The following is a 19,062-nucleotide window of genomic DNA, read 5'->3' as shown; positions in this document are numbered from 1 at the left end:
GTACCAACTTCACGCGCCGTCGAACATCGCCGCGTGCGGCTGCGCGAAGACACCGCCGGGTGCACGGCGTGCGGCCTCCCGCCGCCATGCATCATCCCGGTATCGGTTCGGCCGACATCGTTCGGTCCGGGTCGTGCACGTTGCAGGATGCACCGGCCACGGGCAGCGTGAGCGTCACGGTCGTGCCCTGCCATGGCGCGCTGCGCACGTGGATCTCGCCGCGGTGCCGGTCCACGACCGCCTTCGCGAACGCCATGCCGAGCCCGACGCCCTTCGTGTCGGGCTGCCCTTGCAGGCGAAAGCGCCGGTAACGCTCGAACAGGCGCGCCTGATCCTCGGCCGCGATCCCGTAGCCGTAATCGCGAATCACGCAGCACACCGAAGCACCGTCGTCCGCCAGTTCGACGCTGCACTCGACGCGGGTATGCGCCGCGCTGTATTCGACCGCGTTCCCCAGCAGATGGACCAGCGCACGCGACAGCAGCGCCGGATCGCCGCGTACGAGCGCGTCGTCGCACGGTGGTACGTCGTCGATCGCGATGTGCTTGTCCCGGGCGCGCGGCCAGATTTCGTCGCGTGCCTGATTCATCAGGTCGGCCACGTTGACGAGTTCCGACGCGTACTCGCCCGCCTCCGCCCGCGACACCTGCGCGAAACCGTCCGCCATCGCGAGCGTATGACGCGCCAGCCCGCCGATCTCGTGAAGACGCTCGCGCAGCGTGCAGTCGGGCGGGCAGCCGGCAGGCGCGTCCACGAGCACGATGACCGACGTGAGCGGCGCGCGCATGTCGTGCGAGAACAGCGTCAGCATGTCGTTGCGCTGCCGCTCGAGCAGCGTGCGATGAACGTAGGCGCCACGCAGCGCGTCCAGTGCATCGTTCACGTGCGCGATCTCGGGGCTCGTGCCCGGAATCCGGACGATCGGTGACACGTCGCCGTTGCTCAACGCAACGATGCGCCGGCTCAGCGCATCGAGCGGTTTCGACAGCGTGCGCTGCGTGCCGCGCACGAGCAGGAACAGGATCGCGATGCAACACGCCGCCTCGGCGGCCGATAGCGCCATCCGGACGCGCGCCGCATCGCGCAGCGCCACCGCCCGTGCACGCGTGAGGTCGAGCACGCGGTCGCGCAACCGCGCCGATGCGTCGAGGTCCCGCATGATCCGCGACGCGAAATCCTCGGCGTTCATCGCATAGGCGCCCGTGCGCCCTGCGCGAACCGTCGCGGCCACGAGCGGCAGGAAGCTGCCGTCCATCGTGTCGTTCAACCGCGCCAGGTCATTCGACAGCATCGCGTCGTCGAGCGGCGGCACGATCGCACCGGCGATCAGTGCGCGAAGCTGCACGATGCGCCCACGCATCTGGAGGATGCGCGCCAGCCGATCGTTGTCGAGCGCCTCGCGCGTCACCAGCGGTGCGACGAACAGCGAGCCGAGCCGGCCGGTGTATTCACGCAGGTCGCCCAGCAGGCGCGCGAGGACCAGCGCACCGGCCGTGTCCGGATGACGCATCGCCGTACCCGCCATCACACCGCCGGTCAGCGTCGCCAGATCGTCGGCGGCCGCGAACATGCGGTCCTGTGCAGCCCGCACCTGCCACGTCGCACGCGCCGCCGCGGGCCGCGCGGCGAGCGCATCGACTTCGCCGCGCGCGCCGGCCAGCTCGGCGCGTATCGACTCGAGCGCGTGCAGCGCGGCCCCGCGCTCGGATGCACCGGGCGCCTCCGCCCGAGCAAGGTCGTCTCGCAGCGCATCGAGCGCCTGATCCGAACGCGCCCGCGCATCGCGCACCGCCTGCACCTGCGTCGCGGCATCGCGCCGCCGCAGCGCCAGCAACTGGTTGGCCGGCCAGCGTTCGGCCGAGATCCGGTTCGACGCGATCATCGCGCGCTCGACCAGCGCGAAATCGCGCAGGTCGAGATAGCCCTGCCGGTATTGCCGATAGCTTTCCCGCAGGTTCGTCCCGCACGCCACCGCCGTCAGCATCACGACGAGCGCGAAGCCGGCCTGCATCCGCTGCCGGATCGAGAGGCCGCGCAGGTTCACGATGGCGGCACAGGATGCGCGCCGCCATCGCGATCGGGCGAGCGCGCCGCCCCGGCCGACGCGACGTGCCGGCCGGCACCATTCGCCGCGTGCCGCGCGGGCCCCGCCGCGGCCGCCGTTGCCCCGTTAGATTGCACACCATTCTCCCGATGAATCGCCAGCGGCGCTCCCGCTGCCGCGACTGGACGCGACGGCCACCTGTACATCGTGCCGTCGCGCATGCCGCGTGCCGGGCGCCACGCGCGTCGACGTGCCGACCACGCGCTTGCCGGCACGTGCCGGCAGCCGGCAGGCGACGCACACGGGATGCCGGCGCAGCGCGTGGCGATAGGTGATGAACGCCGCGCCGCAATTGCGGCAATGGGCAATGTCGAGCACGCCGGCGTCGACGAAGCGCACCAGCATCCAGGCGCGTGTCAGGTCCAGCGGCAACGCGCGGCACGCAGCATCGCCCTGTTCGGCATACAGCGTATAGGCCTTGACGAGTGCCTCGAGTCGCGTGCAGCCCGCCTGGTTGCGCAGGAAGCGGTAGATGCTGTGGAACAGCGATGCATGAAGGTTCGCGAACCACGTCATGTACCAGTCGATCGACGACGGCAGCAACCCCTTCGGCGCGGCCACGCCGCGCACTTCGCGATACAGGCGCACGAGACGGTCGCGCGGCAACCCGCACTCGATTTCCAGCATCTGCAGCCGCGCGCCGAGCCGGATCAACGCCGCCGCGTGCATCGTCAGTTGCGCGTCGTCCGCGAGGCCAAGCCGCCCTGCCCGGCCGTTCACGATGTTTCCTCGTCTGGCAGCGCAAGGCCGGCCAGCACCATCGCGGTATGCACGCGCACGAGATCGACCGGCGGCGTCGCACGAGTCAGTGCCGACAGCACGCCGTATCGGCCCGGCCGCAATGCGCAGATCAATTGCCCCGCAGACGCGAGGTCGTTCATGTGCTTCATCGACAGCGCGGCCAGCGCGGCGGCGACATCGGCGGTCACGCCCAGGCGGAACATGCCGGTTGCGCGATCCGACTGCAGGAGTCGCTGCGCAAGCCAGAGATACGACATGTTCAGTTCCCACATTGCATCGCTGTCGTTGGCAACCTTCATCGTTCACCTCGATTCATGCGCGATCAGGATCAATGATTCACCGTCCAAATACGTGCCGATAATCCGGCTATTACGAGCCGTTATTTTTTTCGTTCGACGTGAATAACGGAAATTCACCGCCGCCGAACGACGCACCTTGCGTGCGTGCATCGTGCCGCCATTCAGTCCTGAAGCGGCCGCGTGCTTCGTCGCTCGCATCGCCGCGTTGCCGGCGACGCATCGAATGGCGCGCCCGCATTCACCTGCATTGCGAACTGTCGTGATTGAGTCTCGGCGATATTCCGCTGAATGTAAATGCGACGTTAGACGCAAGACAGATGCCGGGCAAACTCGACTTTAGTATTAAGACTTTCGTCTTGTACAATCCGGTTCGTTCGTATCGGTCCGCGTCCTGATTCACTTATTCAAGCGCCCTCATGAAAATTCTGATCGTCGACGATCACGCGATCCTGCGGGATGGCGTGGAGATGCTGCTGCGCCAGGGTGACGACGACACGGTCGTCGTCCAGGCGAGCAGCGCCGATGATGCGGTGCGGCTGCTCGACGATCACACCGACCTCGACGCCATCGTGCTCGACCTGAAGCTGCAGGGCATGGACGGCCTCGACGCGCTCGCCGTCTTCGCGACGATGCGCCCGGGGCTCCCCGTCATCGTGCTGTCGTCGTCCGAGGATCCCGGCGCCGTGCGCAGCGCGTTCGCGCAGGGCGCGATGGGTTACGTGCCGAAGTCCGCCAGCCCGCGCACGCTGCTGTCCGCCATCCGGATCGCACTCAACGGCGAACGCTACGTCCCGCCGCTCGTGCTCGACGACCCCGCGCTGCAGCATCAGGACGGCGCCGCTGGAGCACGCGGATCGATGCTGACGCAACGACAGGTCGAAGTGCTGCGCTATCTCGCGGAAGGCGTACCGAACAAGGTCATCGCCGACAAGTTGGGCCTGTCCGAAAAGACCATCAAGGCGCACATCACCGCGATCTTCAAGGCGCTGAACGTCATCAACCGCACCCAGGCAGCGGCCGCCGGCAGGAAGGCCGGCCTCATCTGATCCGACGCCGGCCCGCGTCGCGACATTGCCATGCCGGCGTGGAACGCCTAAATTTTCCTCATCTTCCCCGCCCGTTCGAGGAGCGTGCGCATGACGCATGTCGACGAGCCGCCCGAAGCTCCGGCCGACCATGAAGTCCCGTTCGACCTCGCCGCCGACGTGATCGCGCGCTGGCAGCGCCTCGTCGACCTGATGGCGGAAATCGTCGGGGTGCCGGCCGGGCTGATCATGCGCAACGTCGGCCGCGACATCCAGGTGCTGGTGGCGAGCCGCAACACCGGTAATCCGTTCTATCCGGGCGAATCGGCCGAGCTGCACGGCTCGGGACTTTACTGCGAAGCGGTCATTGCGAGCGGCCATACGCTGGTCGTGCCGGATGCGCGGCAATCCGCGCAGTGGCGCAACAACCCTGACCTGCGCGTCAACATGGTCTCGTATCTCGGCCTGCCGATCCGCTGGCCCGACAACACGCCGTTCGGCACGATCTGCCTGCTCGACTGCAAGGAGAATGCGTATTCGGAGCGCTACATCCGGCTCGTCGAGGAATTCCGCGACCAGATCGAGATGCAGTTGCAACTGATCCGCGCGCAGCGGATCGCCGAACGCGAACGCCAGCGCGCCGCGCAGCTGGCCGAGAACTTCCGCCGGCAAAAGGATCTCGCGACGCAGGCCGTGCACGTCAAGTCGAGCTTTCTCGCGGCAGCGAGCCACGACCTGCGCCAGCCCGTCCACGCGCTGAGCCTGTTCGTCGGCGCATTGCGTCACGTCCCGATGCCGGCGAACGGCACGCTGCTCGTCGATCGCATCGACCAGTCCGTCAACGCGATGGATGCGCTGTTCACCGCGATCCTCGACATCTCGCGGCTCGATGCGGGCGTCGTGCCCGTCCATCGCCGGCCGTTCGCGATCGGCACGGTGCTGGAGCGCGTGTGCCGCGAAGTCGCCGCCGACGCGCACGGAAAAGGCCTGTCGCTGTCGTACGTGCGCAGCACGGCAGTGGTCGATTCCGATCCGGTGCTGGTCGAGCGCATCGCACGCAACCTGCTGTCGAATGCGGTGCGCTATACCGACACGGGGCGTATCGTCGTCGGCTGCAGGCGCACGCGCCAGCACGTTCGCCTGCAATTCATCGACACCGGGCGCGGCATTCCGGCCGACCAGCAGGCACGCGTATTCGACGATTACTACCAGTTGCGCCGTCGCGGCGACGAGCCCGAACGGGGTGTCGGCCTCGGGCTGGCGATCGTGCGGCGCCTCGCGGGGCTGCTCGACTGTCCGCTGACGCTGCGCTCCGAACCCGGGCGGGGCTCGTGCTTCGAACTGCAGCTGGTGCGGCTGGACACGGTCGTGCAGCCGGGTGCGGCCGCCGACGAGATCGCCGTCGACGAGGCGACGGCCGCCGCCCACCTCGTGGTCGTGATCGACGACGAAAGCGCGATCCGCGCCGGCATGTCGATGCTGCTCGAGCGCTGGGGCTACCAGGTCGTCACGGCCGCGTCGGTCGACGACGCGATCGCGTGCCTGGCATCGTGTGAGGTACGGCCAAGCCTGCTGATCTGCGACCTGCACCTGCTGCACGGCGACCAGAACGGAATCGCTGCGATCGCGCGCATTCGCGACGAGTACAACGCGGCGATTCCCGCGATGCTGATCACCGGCGACACGACCGCGCGCCGGCCCGGCCGGTTGAAGCACGGCGGGTTCGTGCTGCTGCACAAGCCGGTGCCGAGCGACAAGCTGCGCGCGGCGATGGCACGCCTGCTGCAAGCGCAGCCCCCCGGGCAGCCGCACCGGGCCGACGCGGGATAGTCGCAGGCGCACTGCATCGCGTTCGCCGCCCGCCCGCCCGCCGGCGGCATGCAAAAACGGCGGGCATCTGCCCGCCGCCGAGACTACGCACGCACACCGCGTCAGGCGCGGCGCGCGTGCGGGTCATCGCTTACTTCAACCGCGTCGCGATTTCATTCGCCATCGCCTTCGTCGCCGCCTTCGTCGGCGCATCCGTGGCCAGCGCGTTCAGCAGGCCGAAATCGTGGATGGTGCCGTCGTAGCGCGTGGTCGTCGCATCGACACCCGCTGCGTCGAGCTTGCGGCCATACGCTTCGCCTTCGTCACGCAACACGTCGAACTGCGCAACCTGGATCAGCGCGGGCGGCAGGCCCTTCAACTGCGCGGTGCTCGCGCGCAGCGGCGACGCGTAGATCTCGTTGCGTTGCGCTTCGTTCTTCGTATAGGCGTCCCAGAACCACTTCATCATCGGCCGCGTGAGGAAGTGCCCTTGCTGATACGCGTTGTACGAGCCCGTGTTGAAGTTGTGGTCCGTCACCGGCCACATCAGCCCCTGGAAGCGGATCGCGGGGCCGCCCTTGTCCTTCGCCATCAGCGCCACCACGGCCGCCATGTTCCCGCCGACGCTGTTGCCGACCACCGCCAGGCGGCTTCCGTCCACACCGATCTCCGCGCCGTGCGCGGCCACCCACTTCGTCGCCGCATACGCCTGGTTGATCGCCACCGGGTAATGCGCTTCCGGCGACGGCGTGTAGTTCACGAACACCGCGACGGCGCCCGATTGCACGACGAGGTCGCGCACGAGGCGTTCGTGCGTCGGGAAATCGCCGAGCACCCAACCGCCGCCGTGAATGAACATGAACACCGGCAGCGTGCCTGTCGCGCCCTGCGGGCGGACGATCGTGACCGGCACGGACACGCCGTCCTGTTCGATCGTGCGGTTCGACACGTCGATGCCCGACAGGTCGACCTTCGTGCCGTTCTGCGCATCGACCAGCACCTGCCGCGCCTTCGCGGGGCTCAGCGTTTCGAGGCCCGGGCCCTTCTGGCCGTTCAGCACGGCGAGGAATGCGCTCGTCGTCGCATCCGGCCGGACAGCTTCGGCGCCGGCGCCCGCGGCGAACGCGGTGGGCGCGGCGGACAGTGCAGCGGCAACGGCGGCAGCGATCAGCAGCGGCTTGACGATCTTCATGGTGTAACTCCTTGGCTCAATCCGTGAATGACGATGTGATGGTGAATGTTTCGCAATGCGTACGATCAGACGAGCGTGAGCGTGACGTCGATGTTGCCGCGCGTCGCGTTCGAATACGGGCACACGACGTGTGCGCGATCGATCAGCGTCTGCGCGACATCACGATCGAGGCCCGGCAGCGAGATCTTCAGTTCGACTTCGATGCCGAAGCCGTTCGGGATCGCGCCGATACCGACGCTGCCTTCGATCGCGGCGTCCGCGGGGATCGCGATCTTGTCGCGGGCCGCGACGAACTTCATCGCGCCGATGAAGCACGCGCTGTAGCCGGCGGCGAACAGTTGCTCGGGGTTCGCGCCCGCGCCGCCCGCGCCGCCGAGCTCGCGCGGCGTGGTCAGCTTCAGGTCGAGGCCGCTTTCGGGCACCGTCGCACGGCCGTCACGGCCGCCGGTGGCTTTTGCATGGGCGCGGTACAGCACTTTTTCGATCGACATGACAGACTCCTTTTTCAATCAGTGAGTGAAACAGCCTTCCAACCGGGGAACGCTTGCCAACTGCCTCGCAGCCGGCATCGCGTTTATTTATCTACTCATAGATAGATAAACATCCCCAAAAAATGCAGGCGGTTGATCCACCTGCCCGATTCATCTATCTACCATCAGATAGATAACAAAGCCCAACAAAAGGCGGCGAACCGCCCGACTGCTTGCGCCGTCCGTCAGGACCGCGTTTTCCAGACCGCCTCGACATCCTCGAGACGCGCCCGCGTGTGAAACAGCCTACTGGCCAGCACGCTGCCCTGGAACGCCGCATACAACGTGCGCGCGGCCGTGTCGGGCTTGCCGCTGAACTGCAGCGTGCCTTCCTTCGCGCCCTGCGCCAGCAACTCCGCGAGCCAGCTCTCGTTGGCCTTGAAGAACGCCTGCACGGCCTGCCGCACGTTCTCCGGCAACGACTCGATATCGGCCGCCAGCATCCCGCACAGGCAGATCATGTTGCCGTCGCCGAGCGTGCGGCCGAACATCTTCGTATAAAGACTCAGCTTCACGTCGGCCGGCAGCGCCGGATCGATCGTCCGCACGGCCGAGAGGACGTCGTCGCTGTAGACCGACACCGCTTCCAGTACGAGATCGTCCTTCGACGGGAAATAGTAGTGGATGCTCGACGTCTTCACGCCCACCAGGTCGGACAGGTCTCGATAGCTGAAGCCGTTGTAACCGCGCAGCATCATCAGCGTGATCGCGTGGTCGAGAATCTGTTCGCGGACGGTGGGTTTCGTTTCCATGGATCGAACTTTATCTACTCATAGATAGAGAGTCAAGGGGTTTTTTAACGGCGCGTGACCGTGCCTCCGAGCCAGATGCGCGAGTACGACGCCGTTCGCCCGGCCGGTCGGCTTACAACCGGCCTGCAGCCCGCTCGAATCGATGCGACACTTCACGCCGGGCCACGCGAATCGCGGCGCAACGTCCATCGGCCGGACGGATGTGCCGGCACACGATGACCGCATCGCAGCCGGCCCCGGCATCATCGGCCCGCGCGCTGCATCGGGCCGCACAAGGAGAACAAGTCGATGTTTTCGTGGTTTGAACGGCGCCTGCCGACTTTCCCGCTCGAAGATCCCGTCACGCCGCCGCGGGGTTTCTTCTCGTTCGTCTGGGCGTGCACGAAAGGCGCGCGCAGCTGGATCCTGCTGATCGCGCTGATGTCGGCCGCGTTGGCCGCGTACGAAGCCGCGCTGTTCGCGATGATGGGCCGCGTGGTCGACTGGCTCGCGTCCGCGACGCCGGCCGATTTCGGCGGCCGGCACTTCGGCACGCTCGCCGGGTTCGCGGCGATCCTCGCCGGCAGCGCGCTGCTGATCGCATTGCATACGATGGTCAAGCACCAGGTGCTCGCGATCAACTTCCCGATGCGGCTGCGCTGGCTGTTTCACCGGCTGATGCTCGACCAGAGCCTGTCGTTCTACGCGAACGAGTTCGCCGGCCGCGTGACGACCAAGATCATGCAGACCGCGCTCGCGGTGCGCGATGCGCTGTTCATGTCGGTCGACGTCGTGATCGGCGTCGCCGCGTACCTGATCGGCATCCTTGCGCTCGCGGCCAGCTTCGACTGGCGGCTGATGATCCCGCTCGCGCTGTGGGCGCTCGGCTACGGCCTGGCGTGCGCGTATTTCGTGCCGCGCCTCGGTGCCGTCGGCAGCCGCCAGGCCGACGCGCGCGCGCTGATGACGGGCCGCATCACCGACGCGTATTCGAACATCACGACCGTGAAGCTGTTCTCGCACACGCGGCGCGAAGCCGACCACGCGCGACGCGCGATGGAAGCGTTCAAGGCGACCGGCGACGCGCAGATGCGGCTCGTCAGCGCGTTCGAGGTCGTCAACCACCTGCTGTCGACACTGCTGCTGGTCGGCTCGACCGGCCTCGCGCTGTATCTGTGGATGCACGGCGAGGCGAGCGCGGGCGTCGTCGCGGCGGTGATCGCGATGGCGCTGCGCCTGTCGAGCTATTCGCACTGGATCATGTGGGAAATGACCGAGCTGTTCGAGAACGTCGGCACGATCCAGGACGGCATCAACACGCTGACGAAGGTGCACAGCGTGGTCGACGCGCCCGACGCGAAGCCGCTCGCGGTGCAGCGCGGCGAAATCGTGTTCGACAACGTGCAGTTCGCGCACGAGGACAACGATCGCGCTGTGTTCGACGGGCTGAACCTGACGATCCGGCCCGGCGAGCGGATCGGCCTGATCGGCCGCTCGGGCGCCGGCAAGTCGACGCTCGTGAACCTGCTGCTGCGCTTCTACGACGTGGGCGGCGGCGCGATCCGGATCGACGGGCAGGACATCGCGCACGTGACGCAGGACAGCCTGCGCGGCGCGATCGGGATGGTCACGCAGGATACGTCGCTGCTGCACCGGACGATGCGCGAGAACCTGCTGTACGGGCGCCCCGACGCGACCGAGCGCGAGATGCACGACGCGGCCGTGCGCGCGGAAGCGTCCGAGTTCATCGACCGGCTACGCGACCGCCACGGCCGCAGCGGCTACGACGTCGAGGTCGGCGAGCGCGGCGTGAAGCTGTCGGGCGGCCAGCGGCAGCGCGTCGCGATCGCGCGCGTGATGCTCAAGGACGCGCCGATCCTCGTGCTCGACGAAGCAACCAGCGCGCTCGATTCCGAAGTCGAAGTCGCGATCCAGCGCAGCCTCGACGACCTGATGCGCGGCAAGACGGTGATCGCGATCGCGCACCGGCTGTCGACCATCGCGGCGATGGACCGGCTGATCGTGCTCGACGAAGGGCGCATCGTCGAGGAAGGGACGCACCAGCAGCTGCTGCAGGCGGGTGGCATCTATGCGGCGCTGTGGGCGCACCAGAGCGGCGGGTTCCTCGGAGAGACGGCGGATGCGGAGAAGGCGGAGCAGTAAGCCGCCCGTCCGGATGCGCAAGACGCGCGGCCTCGTTGCCCAGGCCGCGCGTCGCCCGTGACATTACAACCGCACGACGGTCGACTTCAGCTCGGTGTACTTGTCGAGCGCATGCAGCGATTTGTCACGACCGTTGCCCGACAGCTTGTAACCGCCGAACGGGAAGTTCATGTCATCGCTGCCGTCGCCGTAGCAGTTGACCCACACGGTGCCCGCGCGCAGACGTCGTGCCACAGCGTGTGCGGTCGAGAGATCCACCGACCATACGGCCGCGGCCAGCCCATACTCGGTGTCGTTGGCAATCTGCACGGCCTCGTCGACATCGTCGAACACGATCACCGACAGCACGGGCCCGAAGATCTCCTCGCGCGCGATATTCGCATCCGGCTTCACCTCGAACACCGTCGGCTCGACATAGAACCCGCCCGTCTCCTCTCGCACGCGCGCGCCACCCGTGACGAGCCTGCCTTCGTCGCGCCCGGCACCGATATACCCCATCACGCGATCGAGCTGCGTGCGATCGACGATCGCCCCCATCGTCACCGACGGATCGAGCGGGTGCCCGGGCGCGAAGCGCCGCGACGCGCCGACCAGCTTCGCAACGAATGCGTCCTTGATGTCGCGATGCACGAGCAGACGCGAGCCGGCCGTACACACTTCCCCCATGTTGAAGAAGATCGCGTCGGCGGCCGCCTGCGCGGCACGGTCGAGATCGGGGCAGTCGCGCAGCACGATGTTCGGCGACTTGCCGCCGAGTTCGAGCCACACACGCTTCAGGTTCGACTGCGCGGCGCACGCCATGATCTGCTGCCCCGTGCGCGTCGACCCGGTGAACGCGATGCAATCGACGTCGCGATGCAGCGCGAGCGCCCTGCCCGGCTCAGCGCCACCCGGCACGACGCTGAACACGCCGGGCGGAATACCGGCCTCGCACGCGAGCTGCGCAACCCGGATCGCGGTGAGCGGCGATTTCTCGGACGGCTTGAGCACGACGCTGTTGCCGGCCGCGAGCGCCGGCGCGAATTTCCATGCGGCCATCAGCAGCGGGAAATTCCACGGCACGACGGCCGCGACGACGCCGATCGGCTCGCGCGTGACGAGCCCGACCAGATGATGGTCGACTGGCGCGACTTCGCCGCCGATCTTGTCGATCGCTTCCGCATACCAGTCGACACAATGCGCGGCGGCCGGCACGTCGATCGCCGTGGTATCGGCAATCGGCTTGCCGGTGTCGAGCGTCTCGAGCAGCGCGAGCTCGTCGAGATGCTCGCGCATCAGCGCGGCCCAGCGCTGCAGCACCGCCTTGCGGGCGCGCGGATTCATGCCGGCCCAGCTCCGCGCGTCGAACGCGCGGCGTGCGGCCGTCACCGCGAGGTCGACGTCGTCGGTGCCGCAATCGGCCACGTGCGCGAGCACGCCACCGTCGATCGGGCTCACACAGGCGAAGGTCGCGCCGGTGTGCGCGTGGCGCGCCTCGCCGTCGATGAACGCGCGCCCTTCGACCCGCAGCACGGCCGCGCGGGCCTGCCAGTCTTCGAATGTCGGTTGATTCATGCGTTTCCCTGTGAAAAGTCCCGCATCACGACCCGGTGACCGGATCGATCGGCGTGAAGATGCCCGCGCGTGCCTCGATCGCTTCGCCCGCGGCGAGACACAGCGCTTCCTGGAATCGACCGGCGACGAGCTGCACGCCGGTCGGCACGCCGTCGCGGATACCGGTCGGCACCGAGAGCCCCGGCAGCCCGAGCAGCGCGGTCGCGAGCAGCGGCCCCTGCCGCTCGACGATCGCGCGCATCGCGTCGTCGCCGTGCTGATCGGCGTCGATCGCGAACGGCTGCGCGCACGACACCGGCATCAGCAGCAGCGGATAGCGCGCGAAGAACTGCTGCCAGTCGCGCAGCAGCGCGGTGCGCCGCGCGAGGCCGTTCATGTAGCCCTCGAGGTCCAGCGGCTTCGCGAGACGGCGCTGGCTCGCGAACGCGGTACGGATCGCCGCGTCGCCGTGCTGCATGATCACGTCGCCGAGGCCGCTGCGCGCTTCGTTGGTCACCAGGTCCAGCCACAGTTCGCACGCTTCGGCGAACCGCGGCGGCACTGCTTCCTCGACGATGCAGCCGGCTTCTTCAAGCCAGCGGGCGGCCTGCCGGATCGCGTCGACCACCACCGGATCGGACGGCACGCCCGGCAGCGCCGCGCAAACGGCCACGCGCGCGGGGAACGCGGCTTCGCGTGTATTCGGCGCGACCGGCATCCACCATGCGTCGCGCGCGTCGCCGGCCGCCATCGCGTCGAGCGCGAGCCGCAGGTCGCCGACCGTGCGCGCCAGCGGCCCCTGCACGGACGCGAGCTGCACCGCGAGCGTGCGGTCCTTCGACTGCGTCGGGTTGTACGCCGGCACGCGCCCGGTGCTGGGCCGCAGCCCGGCGACGCCGCACGCGTAGGCCGGGTAGCGGATCGAGCCGCCCAGGTCGTTGCCGTGCGCAATCGCGCCGATGCCGGCGGCCACGGCCGCAGCGGCACCACCGCTGGAACCGCCTGGCGTCAGCGACGGATTCCACGGATTCGACGTGCGGCCGTGCAGGTCGTTGTCGGTGAACCAGCGGTACGAAAACGCCGGCGCATTGCTGCGCCCGATCACGATCGCACCGGCCTTGCGCAGGTTCGCGGTCACCGGGCTGTCCTCGTGCGCAACCACGTCCGAAAACGCGCGCACACCATTGGTCGTCGCGTATCCCGCCGTGTCGACGTTGATCTTCACGGTCACCGGTACGCCGTGCAGCGGGCCGACCGGTGCGCCGCGCGCGATCGTGGCATCGGCATCGGACGCGGCCTGCAACGCGCTGTCGGCCATCACGTCCACGATCGCGTTGATGACGGGGTTCACCGCTTCGAGCCGCTGCAGGCAGCTGCGCGTGAGTTCAGTGGCAGACACGTCGCGACGCGCGACGCGCCCGGCCATCTCGGCCGCGCTGAGACGCCACAATTCCTGGGTCATGAGTTGTTCCTCGTTGATCTGGATGGTTGTCCTGAACCGGCCGCGCGTCATGCGCCCGGCTGTCCGGCCAGCGGTGCGTGCGACGCATAGATCTTGCGGCACGTTTCGACGACTTCCCACGTGCCGCGAAAACCCGGTGGAATCACGAAGCGGTCGCCCGCGCGCAGCACGCGCTCGCGGCCCTCCGCGTCGCGCACGATCGCGACGCCGCTCAGCATCTCGCAATACTCCGACTCGTCGTACTCGATCGTCCAGCGGCCGGGCGTGCATGCCCAGATCCCGCAGCTGAACTGCCCGCACGGGCTGATGTAGTGATGCGACAGCGTCTGCTGCGGATTGCCGTCGAGCAGCAACCCGTTCGGCACGCGGCTCTGCGTGAGCTTCGCTGGTGCGCGCATCAGGTCGACGATATTCGTGATGTTGGTCATGAGTGCCTCCAGGGCATGAGTGATTCGAAACGTTTCGGTGCCGTGCGGAAGGACAGACGCGCTGCCCGCGCGGGTCAGAGCAGGTCCATCATCCGGTGCCAGGTCATCGCGAGCGCCAGCATCGGCGTGCGCAGTGCGCGGCCGCCCGGAAAGTCGCGATGGCGAATCCGGCCGAACAGGTCGAAGCGCGCGGCCTGTGCATCGATCGCTTCCGCGATCAGCCGCCCCGCCAGGCCCGTCACGTTGACGCCGTGCCCGGAAAAGCCCTGCGCGAAATACACGGTCGACTCGAGCCTGCCGAAATGCGGTGCGCGATTCATCGTCGCGTCGATCAGCCCGCCCCACGCATAGTCGATCCGCACATCGGCCAGCTGCGGGAACGTCTTCAGCATGTCGCGCCGCATCGCGGCCGCGAGGTCGCGCGGCGTATTCGTCGAGCTGCTGGCCTTGCCGCCCCACAGCAGCCGGCGGTCGCGTGTCAGCCGGAAATAGTCGAGCGCCGAATGGGTGTCGCAGATCGCCGCATCGGCCGGCATCGTTTCGGCCGCACGCGCGTCGCCGAGCGGCTCCGTCGCGATCAGGTATGTCGCGACCGGAATGATCTTGCGCGCGAGCGCCGGCGCCAGCTGCCCGAGGTATGCATTGCAGGCGAGCACGACGTGACGGGCATCCACGTGTCCACGTGCGCATGTCACGCGGTGATACGGTGCGGCGCGGTCGAGCGCGAGCGCGGGCGTGTCCTCGTGGATCGTCACGCCGGCTTCACGCGCCGCCCGTGCAAGGCCGAGCGTGTAGTTCAGCGGATGCAGGTGGCCGCTGCCTTCGTAACGGAGGCCGCCGAAGTAGCGATCCGATGCGACGAAGCGATGCATGTCGGTGCGCTCGACGACTTCGTAGCCGCGATAGCCGAAGCGGCTCGCCGCGGTATCGCGCCACGCGCGCAGCGCATCGAGATGGCGCGGCTTGATTGCGGCGGTCAGGTAGCCGGAAATCAGGTCGCAATCGATGCCGTACCGCTCGACCCGCTGCCGGACGATCTCGACCGACTCCAGCCCCATCGCCCAGACGCGCCGCACGTCGTCTTCCGGCAGGTAAGCCGAGAACGTGTCGATATCGCACGCGTACCCGGCGATCAGCTGGCCGCCGTTGCGCCCGCTCGCGCCCCAGCCGATCTTCGACGCCTCGACGAGCACGACCGAATGGCCGCGCTCGGCGAGTTCGAGTGCCGCGGACAGGCCCGTGAGCCCGCCGCCGATCACGCAGACGTCGGCCGTCACGGCCCCGTCGAGCGACGGATGCCGCGTACGGTTGTTCGCCGTCGCTGCATAGTAGGACTGAACATGTTGCTGGTTTTCGAACTTGAGCATGTGCAAGACTCGCGAACGGCGCCGCGTCAGAAAGCGTAGATGAGTTGGGTGGCGAGCAGGTCGTTCGACTTCTCGTACGACCCGTCGTGACGCAGGAAAACCTTGTTGCTCGCCCAGTCGTGCCGGTATTCGACCTTCACCGTCACTTGCTGGGTCGGGTAGAACAGCAGGTCGAACGCGGCGGCCTGCCGCGTCGCGCCCTTGCACTCGAAGCCGACGCCGCCGCTCGCCTTCGACAGCGCAAGGCAGTCGGCATCGATGCCGAAACCGTTGTACGGATCCATCCCGTTGCCATTCAGGCCGATCGACGAGCCGCCGCCGCCGTTCTTCCGGTTCACGAGCAGGTCGTAGCGCAGCGTCGCGCCCATGCGGCCGACCACCGGCGCGTTGAACTTGCGGTGCGCGAGCAGCGACAGCCCGAACCACTGTGCGAGCCCGCCGTTGAACGCGCCGTGCTGCTGCTGGCCGTAATCGAACTCGGCGTTGTACTGCGCATCGGCGAGCGTGTAGGTCGCATCGGCCTCGCCGAAGAAGAACGCGCCGTACGCGCTCGGTGCGTTGCCGCCCACGCCATAGCGCACGTTCCCGGTCGCCGGGTCGACCGCGCTCGGCAGCGTCTGGCGGCCGATGCTGATCGAGCCGCCGACGTCGAGCGCGCTGCCGCGCAGGTAATCAACGCGCGCGGTGAAGGTCGGCACCTTGTTGCTCGTCGTGACCGGGTCGCCGAGCGCGTTGACGCCGGTCTGCGTGACCGCCCCCGCGCTGCGGAACTGCTCGTTGCCGACGAAGAACTTCCACGCCCAGTGGCCGTCCGCGCTCAGGTAGTTGAGGCCCGCGCCGATCGACGAACCCGGATCGGAGAAGTCGTACAGCAGGTTGTGCGTGAGCGTCAGCATCATGTTCGACTGCTGGTATTCATAGCCGCCGAAGCCCGTCACCAGTCCGCCGGTGAGCGCCGTCGTGCCCGACAGCGGCACGGTCAGGACGGCCGTGTTGACGATATTCAGGCCGCTCGAGCCGCTGCCCGTCATCATCGACAGGCCCGCGCCGCGGTTCGGCATCAGCGTGATTTCCGCGGACGGCGCGGTCGGGCCGACGCCAAATGTCTTCTTGATGTCGAGGAATACATCGCCGAACGTGCTGTTGTAGTAGGTGTACGCGTTCTCGTGATTCGCGAACTGGAACGACGACGTGCCGGCACCCCGGTTGACCACGTAGGTCGGGTCGAGGTAGCCCGTCACCGACAGCCCGGCGATCGGGCCGGTGCGCGCGGCGTCGGTCAGCGAATCGACCTTCAGCTGCTGGTTCGCGACCTGTTGCCGGATTTCCGACACGTCGTCGTTGGTCAGCACGGCGGGTGCCTGGCCGTAGCCGGGTGCGGACGGATCAACCGCCGCGCCTGTCGCGGCGTTCGATGCATTCGTCGCGTTCGACGCCACCGGTACGGTCAACGGCTTCGCGCCGAGCTGCGATTGCAGCGCACTCATCTGCCGTTGCAGCACCGCGATCTGCTGCTGCAGCGTCCGGATCTCGTCGGCGCTCGAATTCGCCGCGGCCAGCCCCGGCAGCGCGCCGGCGATCAGCGCGCAGAGCATCTTCTTTTTCATGGAATGTCTCCTGGTCGTTCGTCACTGTTCGTCACTTCGTGGGATGCGGGATGCGGTCGTGCAGCGGCGGCGCGGCAGGCGCGCGCGCGGGCAACATGGCGGACGGTGACGCGGGGTTCCCGGATACCTCGGGCGTGGATGCCGCATGCCACGTCCGCGTGTCGCGCGCGTGCCGCCGCTCGCGGGCCAGCATCGCGCGGTTCACGACGACGACCCCGATCGTCACGACCGTGATGAATACCGTGGCGAGCGCATTCATCTCCGGGTTGAGCCCCATCCGCACGCGCGAGAACACGACGAGCGGCAGCGTCGTCGAACCGGGGCCCGACAGGAACGCGGACAGGATCACGTCGTCGATCGACACCGTGAAGGCAAGCAGCCAGCCGGACACCAGCGCCTGCGCAATCAGCGGCAGCGTGATCACGAAGAACACCTTCCACGGCCGTGCGCCGAGATCGAGCGCGGCTTCCTCGATCGAGCGATCGAGCTCCTTCACGCGCGATTGCACGATCACCGCGACGAACGACAGGCACAGCATCACGTGGCCGATCCAGATCGTCAGCCAGCCGCGCCCGGCCGGCCAGCCGAAGGTCTGCTGCATCGCGACGAACAGCAGCAGCAGCGAGATGCCCTGGATCACCTCCGGAATCACGAGCGGCGCGTTGATCATCGCGGCATACAGCGTGAATCCGCGAAAGCGCCCCATGCGGGCGAGCACGAAGCCGGCCCAGGTGCCGATCGCGACCGACGCGGTGGCCGTCAGCAGCGCGATCTTCAGCGACAGCCAGGCGGCCGTGAGCAGTTCGTCGTCGTGCAGCAGCGCGCCGTACCACTTCAGCGAGAAACCCGACCACACCGTCACCAGCTTCGACGCGTTGAACGAGTACGCGACCAGGCTGACGATCGGGATGTACAGGAACAGGAAGCCCGCGCCCAGCACGCACGCGGACAGAATGCGATTCGCACGGTTCATGACCTGGGCTCCGCTTCGGTCTGGCTGTAATGGAGCAGCGCCATCGGCACGAGCAGCAGCAGCACCATCGTCACCGTCACCGCGGACGCCATCGGCCAGTCCATGTTGTTGAAGAATTCATCCCACATCACGCGGCCGAGCATCAGCGTGTTCGCGCCGCCGAGCAGCTCGGGAATCACGTATTCGCCTACCGCCGGGATGAACACGAGCAGGCTGCCCGCGACGATGCCGTTCCTCGACAACGGCAGCGTGATGCGCCAGAACGCGGACCACGGTGTTGCACCGAGATCGTTCGCGGCTTCGAGCAGCGTGAGGTCCATCTTCACCAGGTGCGCGTACAGCGGCATCACCATGAACGGCAGGTACGAATAGACCATCCCGATGTAGACGCCCGCGTCGGTGTGATACAGGCGCAGCGGTGTCGCGATCACGCCGAGCGACGCCAGCACGTGGTTCAGCAGCCCGTCGTCCTTCATGATCCCGACCCACGCATAGACGCGGATCAGGAACGACGTCCAGAACGGCAGCATCACGGCCATCATCAGCACGTTGCGGCGGCCCGGCGCCGAGCGCGCAATGAAGTACGCGATCGGATAACCGGCCAGCAGGCACATCAGCGTCGATGCCGCAGCCATCTTCAGCGAGCTGACGTAGGTGTTCAGGTACAGGTCGTCCTGCAGCAGCAGCGCGTAATGCTTCAGCGACAGCACGACCTGCACGGTGCCGGCCTCCAGCCGCGCGAGGGCGGTGTACGGCGGGATACCGAGCATCTGGTCGGCGAAGCTGATCTTCAGCACCAGCACGAACGGCAGCGCGAAGAACACGGCCAGCCACACGAACGGCACGCCGATCGCGACGCTGCGGCCCGACGGCAGGAAGCGCGACAGCGCGGCGAAGCGGCCCGGGCGGGCGCGGCCGGCGCCGGCGCTCGCGGCGCCGGTCGGCACCGGCGCGGACGGATTGGAGGCGGAGGTTCTCATCGCGTCGTCCTCACTGCGTCAGCACGACGCCGCTGGCCGGCGACCACGACACGAACACGTCGTCGTTCCACGCCGGTGCGTTGTCGTTCATCAGGTGCGAGCTCGACAGGTTCGACAC

17 protein-coding genes are annotated in these 19,062 nt (G+C 67.7%); 3 read left to right on the top strand and 14 right to left on the bottom strand.

The features are described from left to right. Positions 1-91 precede the first annotated feature (91 nt). From FFS49_RS20150 to FFS49_RS20135, 4 genes are all read right to left on the bottom strand, one after another. Entirely contained in the window at positions 92-2,044 is a 1,953-nt protein-coding gene (locus FFS49_RS20150; protein ID WP_226285409.1) for a HAMP domain-containing sensor histidine kinase, read from the bottom strand. Between the two features lie 126 nt (positions 2,045-2,170). Beyond that, positions 2,171-2,824, bottom strand: coding sequence for a FlhC family transcriptional regulator (locus FFS49_RS20145; RefSeq protein ID WP_105818405.1), 654 nt, complete (start codon positions 2,822-2,824; stop codon positions 2,171-2,173). Beyond that, positions 2,821-3,144, bottom strand: a complete 324-nt coding sequence (locus tag FFS49_RS20140; protein WP_071335732.1) for a flagellar transcriptional regulator FlhD — start codon at positions 3,142-3,144, stop codon at positions 2,821-2,823. Before FFS49_RS20140 ends, FFS49_RS20145 begins: the two co-directional genes overlap by 4 nt. A 3-nt stretch (positions 3,145-3,147) precedes the next feature. Continuing rightward, the gene (locus FFS49_RS20135) at positions 3,148-3,342 is read right to left on the bottom strand and encodes a hypothetical protein (RefSeq protein WP_137910142.1); all 195 of its coding nucleotides are present in this window, start codon (positions 3,340-3,342) and stop codon (positions 3,148-3,150) included. A 218-nt stretch (positions 3,343-3,560) separates the two neighbouring features. Here FFS49_RS20135 and FFS49_RS20130 point away from each other — a divergent pair, with 218 nt between their 5' ends. After that, positions 3,561-4,190, top strand: coding sequence for a response regulator transcription factor (locus tag FFS49_RS20130; RefSeq protein WP_105818404.1), 630 nt, complete (start codon positions 3,561-3,563; stop codon positions 4,188-4,190). Positions 4,191-4,280: 90 nt separating this feature from the next. Then, the gene (locus FFS49_RS20125; RefSeq protein WP_105818403.1) at positions 4,281-5,999 is read left to right on the top strand and encodes an ATP-binding protein; all 1,719 of its coding nucleotides are present in this window, start codon (positions 4,281-4,283) and stop codon (positions 5,997-5,999) included. Between the two features lie 130 nt (positions 6,000-6,129). Here the strand turns inward: FFS49_RS20125 and FFS49_RS20120 are convergent, their stop codons facing one another. The 3 genes from FFS49_RS20120 to FFS49_RS20110 all read right to left on the bottom strand — a co-directional run bounded on the left by FFS49_RS20120 (position 6,130) and on the right by FFS49_RS20110 (position 8,452). Then, a complete protein-coding gene (locus FFS49_RS20120; protein WP_105818402.1) occupies positions 6,130-7,170 on the bottom strand; it encodes an alpha/beta hydrolase in 1,041 nt (346 codons plus the stop codon). Between the two features lie 65 nt (positions 7,171-7,235). Beyond that, positions 7,236-7,661, bottom strand: coding sequence for an organic hydroperoxide resistance protein (locus FFS49_RS20115; protein ID WP_046547194.1), 426 nt, complete (start codon positions 7,659-7,661; stop codon positions 7,236-7,238). Positions 7,662-7,885: 224 nt separating this feature from the next. Next, a complete protein-coding gene (locus FFS49_RS20110) occupies positions 7,886-8,452 on the bottom strand; it encodes a TetR/AcrR family transcriptional regulator (RefSeq protein WP_039355310.1) in 567 nt (188 codons plus the stop codon). 288 nt (positions 8,453-8,740) lie between these two features. Here FFS49_RS20110 and FFS49_RS20105 point away from each other — a divergent pair, with 288 nt between their 5' ends. Further along, a complete protein-coding gene (locus FFS49_RS20105; protein ID WP_105818401.1) occupies positions 8,741-10,594 on the top strand; it encodes an ABC transporter ATP-binding protein in 1,854 nt (617 codons plus the stop codon). A 63-nt stretch (positions 10,595-10,657) separates the two neighbouring features. Here FFS49_RS20105 and FFS49_RS20100 read toward each other — a convergent pair whose 3' ends face one another. The 7 genes from FFS49_RS20100 to FFS49_RS20070 form a co-directional block, all read right to left on the bottom strand. Then, positions 10,658-12,148: an aldehyde dehydrogenase gene (locus tag FFS49_RS20100; protein WP_105818400.1), complete on the bottom strand. Its 1,491-nt coding sequence runs from the start codon at positions 12,146-12,148 to the stop codon at positions 10,658-10,660. Positions 12,149-12,173: 25 nt separating this feature from the next. After that, positions 12,174-13,589, bottom strand: a complete 1,416-nt coding sequence (locus tag FFS49_RS20095) for an amidase family protein (protein WP_105818399.1) — start codon at positions 13,587-13,589, stop codon at positions 12,174-12,176. 47 nt (positions 13,590-13,636) lie between these two features. Beyond that, positions 13,637-14,017 carry a cupin domain-containing protein gene (locus FFS49_RS20090; protein ID WP_039355318.1) on the bottom strand — a complete coding sequence of 127 codons (381 nt, stop codon included), beginning with the start codon at positions 14,015-14,017 and terminating at the stop codon, positions 13,637-13,639. A 74-nt stretch (positions 14,018-14,091) separates the two neighbouring features. Further along, positions 14,092-15,384 carry an FAD-binding oxidoreductase gene (locus tag FFS49_RS20085; protein WP_105818398.1) on the bottom strand — a complete coding sequence of 431 codons (1,293 nt, stop codon included), beginning with the start codon at positions 15,382-15,384 and terminating at the stop codon, positions 14,092-14,094. 26 nt (positions 15,385-15,410) lie between these two features. Next, entirely contained in the window at positions 15,411-16,991 is a 1,581-nt protein-coding gene (locus tag FFS49_RS20080; protein WP_105818397.1) for a DUF3138 family protein, read from the bottom strand. Positions 16,992-17,022: 31 nt separating this feature from the next. Then, entirely contained in the window at positions 17,023-17,964 is a 942-nt protein-coding gene (locus tag FFS49_RS20075) for an ABC transporter permease subunit (protein WP_039355325.1), read from the bottom strand. Continuing rightward, the gene (locus FFS49_RS20070) at positions 17,961-18,944 is read right to left on the bottom strand and encodes an ABC transporter permease subunit (protein WP_137910141.1); all 984 of its coding nucleotides are present in this window, start codon (positions 18,942-18,944) and stop codon (positions 17,961-17,963) included. The genes FFS49_RS20075 and FFS49_RS20070 overlap by 4 nt, the downstream gene beginning before the upstream one ends. Positions 18,945-19,062 lie beyond the last annotated feature (118 nt).

The sequence above is a fragment of the Burkholderia sp. 4NA327C6 genome (assembly GCF_005502655.1).
Classification (GTDB): domain Bacteria; phylum Pseudomonadota; class Gammaproteobacteria; order Burkholderiales; family Burkholderiaceae; genus Burkholderia; species Burkholderia contaminans.
The sequence above is the reverse complement of the archived record's forward strand: the minus strand, read 5'-3'. Positions and strand labels throughout refer to the sequence as shown.

Coding starts and splice junctions, on each gene's coding strand:
- FFS49_RS20130 (WP_105818404.1), top strand. CDS start 3,561: ATGAAAATTCTGATCGTCGACGATCACGCGATCCTGCGGGATGGCGTG.
- FFS49_RS20080 (WP_105818397.1), bottom strand. CDS start 16,991: ATGAAAAAGAAGATGCTCTGCGCGCTGATCGCCGGCGCGCTGCCGGGG.
- FFS49_RS20095 (WP_105818399.1), bottom strand. CDS start 13,589: ATGACCCAGGAATTGTGGCGTCTCAGCGCGGCCGAGATGGCCGGGCGC.
- FFS49_RS20070 (WP_137910141.1), bottom strand. CDS start 18,944: ATGAGAACCTCCGCCTCCAATCCGTCCGCGCCGGTGCCGACCGGCGCC.
- FFS49_RS20075 (WP_039355325.1), bottom strand. CDS start 17,964: ATGAACCGTGCGAATCGCATTCTGTCCGCGTGCGTGCTGGGCGCGGGC.
- FFS49_RS20100 (WP_105818400.1), bottom strand. CDS start 12,148: ATGAATCAACCGACATTCGAAGACTGGCAGGCCCGCGCGGCCGTGCTG.
- FFS49_RS20125 (WP_105818403.1), top strand. CDS start 4,281: ATGACGCATGTCGACGAGCCGCCCGAAGCTCCGGCCGACCATGAAGTC.
- FFS49_RS20090 (WP_039355318.1), bottom strand. CDS start 14,017: ATGACCAACATCACGAATATCGTCGACCTGATGCGCGCACCAGCGAAG.
- FFS49_RS20105 (WP_105818401.1), top strand. CDS start 8,741: ATGTTTTCGTGGTTTGAACGGCGCCTGCCGACTTTCCCGCTCGAAGAT.
- FFS49_RS20120 (WP_105818402.1), bottom strand. CDS start 7,170: ATGAAGATCGTCAAGCCGCTGCTGATCGCTGCCGCCGTTGCCGCTGCA.
- FFS49_RS20140 (WP_071335732.1), bottom strand. CDS start 3,144: ATGAAGGTTGCCAACGACAGCGATGCAATGTGGGAACTGAACATGTCG.
- FFS49_RS20115 (WP_046547194.1), bottom strand. CDS start 7,661: ATGTCGATCGAAAAAGTGCTGTACCGCGCCCATGCAAAAGCCACCGGC.
- FFS49_RS20085 (WP_105818398.1), bottom strand. CDS start 15,384: ATGCTCAAGTTCGAAAACCAGCAACATGTTCAGTCCTACTATGCAGCG.
- FFS49_RS20135 (WP_137910142.1), bottom strand. CDS start 3,342: ATGCGAGCGACGAAGCACGCGGCCGCTTCAGGACTGAATGGCGGCACG.
- FFS49_RS20110 (WP_039355310.1), bottom strand. CDS start 8,452: ATGGAAACGAAACCCACCGTCCGCGAACAGATTCTCGACCACGCGATC.